Source organism: Candidatus Methylomirabilota bacterium (assembly GCA_036005065.1).
Classification (GTDB): domain Bacteria; phylum Methylomirabilota; class Methylomirabilia; order Rokubacteriales; family DASRDR01; genus DASYQW01.
In genome coordinates this window covers 1-2472 of record DASYQW010000015.1, presented here as the reverse complement: position 1 = coordinate 2472, position 2472 = coordinate 1, and the positions used below count along the sequence as shown (strand labels likewise).

Genomic DNA, 2472 nt, shown 5'->3' with positions numbered 1-2472 from the left:
CCGGCCCTCGCCCACTCCAGCAGGCGTGGCAAGGGGAGCGCGTTGACGACGCGGTCGGGGCCGATCCACGCTCGCCGAGCGGTGGCCACGCCGAGGGCGATGTTGTCCAGCTCGGACAGATAATGGGTATCGGTGTCGACGGAGATCTCTAGCCCGAGGTCGCGCGCCCGCCGGGCGTGGACGTCCTTCAGGTCGAGGCGCCAGGGCGACGAGTTGATCTCGACCGCCTTGCCGTGCCGCCGGGCGACCGCGAAGACCTGCTCGAGATCGACGTCGTAGGGATCCCGGGAGCCGATGAGTCGCCCGGTCGGGTGTACCAGGATCCGCACGTGGGGGTTCTCGAGGGCGCGGCAGATCCGGGCTGTCATCTCGGTCCCGGGCTGCTTGAACCGCGAGTGGACGGCCGCCAGCACCACGTCGAGCTGGCTCAGGACGTCGTCGGGAAAGTCCAGGGAGCCGTCGGCCAGGATGTCGCATTCCGACCCGGTCAGGATGCGGATCCGGTGCTGCGGCTGGAGGGCGTGGATCTTCCGGATCTGGTCGCCGACCTGGTCCGGGGTGAGGCCGCGGGCGATCGTCGCCGAGCGCGAGTGGTCGGAGACGATGATGTACTCGTACCCGCGGGCCTCGGCCGCCGCCACCAGCTCCTCCAGCGGGTGGTGTCCGTCCGACCAGTCGGTGTGGGCATGCAGATCCCCCCGGATGTGGCCGACCTCGAGGAGCGGGGGAAGCGCCCCGGCCAGGGCGGCCTCGATCTCGCCCGAATCCTCCCGCAGCTCGGGTGGGATCCACGGCAGCCCGACGGCCGCGTAGACCTCTTCCTCGGTACGGCCGGCCACCCGGCGGCCGCGGTCGTCGAACACGCCGTACTCGCTGATCTTGAGCTTCTTCCGAACGGCCAGCTCGCGGAGCTTGACGTTGTGATTCTTCGAGCCGGTGAAGTACTGAAGCGCCGCTCCGAAGGCCTCGGGCTCGACGACGCGGAGGTCGACCTGGAGGTTCTCCCGGTGGCGGATCGAGGACTTCGTGTCGCCGCGAGCCAGAACAGCGGCGACCTGGGGAAGGGCGACGAAGCGGTCGAGGACGGCGGCGGGGCGATCGGAGGTGACCAGGATGTCGATGTCGCCGACGGTCTCCACCCGCCGGCGCAGCGAGCCCGCCACCTCGATCCGACGCACCGCGGGCTCCGGGCCGAGCGCCCGCACCAGCCCCTCGGCCAGCGCCAGGGCCTTGGCGAGCGGCATCCGCGCCTGGCCGAGTCGCCAGGAATCGATCCCGCGCAGGATGTTGTCACAGGTCTTCTGCCGGATGCCCGGCACCTCGAGGATCTTGCCCGACCGGCAGGCCTCCTCGAGGCGCTCGACGGAGTCGATCCCGAGCCTCTCGTGGAGGAGCTTCGCCGTCTTGGGGCCGATGCCGGGGAGCAACATGACCGTGCGGACGCCCCGGGGCAGCCCTTGCCGGAGCTCCTCCAGGTACGCGAGGCTGCCGGTCGCCGCGTATTCCCGGATCTTCGCGGCCAGGTCCGCACCGATCCCGGGGATCTTCTTGCCGGCGTCGAGGGCGGCCAGGACGTCTTCCGCCAGGCTCTCGAGCGACTGGCCCGCCCGCCGATAGGCCCGGATGCGGAAGACGTTCTCGTCCCGGATCTCGAGCAAGTCCCCGATCTCGTGGAAGAGCGCGGCGATCTCGAAGTTCCGCATGACCTCATGATACCGACGGTCGTGGCGGCACGGAACCCCGCGCGGTCGCCGCGATTGACGGCCATCACCTGACGTGCTACAGCATCCCAGTGAGCGGCGATCCCGTTCCCGCGTGGGCGTGGGGACTGCTGGAGCCCTACGTGGACCGGTGCCTGGAGGCCCGGGGGAACGCGAACCCTACGCCCCAGGAGATCCTGACGGAGCTGGCGCGCCTCTGGCCGGACCTCTCCTGTACGCTTCTCGTGCAGGAGCCCTGGATGGGAACCATCCGCTTCAAGCGGTTGCTCAAGCTCGGCGGTGACGAAATGCGTCCGTTCCTCGAGGCTCCCGAAGCGTTCCTGCGCGAGCGCTTCGGCGGGGGTAAGTTCAAGCTGAATCTTCACCACGGAATGCACTTCGTCAGTACCAAGAACTTCAAGCCCGAGGGACCGCCGCTCTGGAAGGCGGTGCCCGAGCTCCCGGAGACCTGAGGGGGAGGGGAAGGACTCACATGCCGGAGGACTCGACCCGCAAGCTCTTGAAGGTCTTTGGCGTGTCGGTGACGAATTGCGAGGACGCCCTGGACGCGCTCACGGGCGCGATCCGCGAGCCGAGCGCCGGGACGGCCCCGGTGGCCGCCCTGGAAGCTTACAGCAAGGCGGCAGGGGAGCTGGCCCTCCGGTGGGCCGAGGTGAGCCGGCTGATGTTCGACTACCAGACGCGCGCGCTGTCGGCGGTCGAGAGCTATCTCCGCGCCCGTGGTGGGGAAAGCTAGGGCGGGGCCCTCTTC

Annotated in this window: 3 protein-coding genes; 2 read left to right on the top strand and 1 reads right to left on the bottom strand. The window is 69.6% G+C overall.

All coding sequences use genetic code 11. The annotated features are described in order from the left end of the window. On the bottom strand, window positions 1-1703 hold a 1703-nt coding region (gene polX, locus VGW35_00865), incomplete at its 3' end, for a DNA polymerase/3'-5' exonuclease PolX (protein ID HEV8306188.1). Between the two features lie 89 nt (window positions 1704-1792). Here polX and VGW35_00860 point away from each other — a divergent pair. Continuing rightward, window positions 1793-2173 carry a hypothetical protein gene (locus VGW35_00860; protein ID HEV8306187.1) on the top strand — a complete coding sequence of 127 codons (381 nt, stop codon included), beginning with the start codon at window positions 1793-1795 and terminating at the stop codon, window positions 2171-2173. A gap of 20 nt (window positions 2174-2193) precedes the next feature. Next, window positions 2194-2457 (top strand): hypothetical protein, encoded by a 264-nt coding sequence (locus VGW35_00855; GenBank protein ID HEV8306186.1) that lies wholly within the window; start codon window positions 2194-2196, stop codon window positions 2455-2457. Window positions 2458-2472 lie beyond the last annotated feature (15 nt).

What these genes read in the sequence shown, in the direction of transcription:
- VGW35_00855 (HEV8306186.1), top strand. Translation starts at nt 2,194, where the DNA reads ATGCCGGAGGACTCGACCCGCAAGCTCTTGAAGGTCTTTGGCGTGTCG.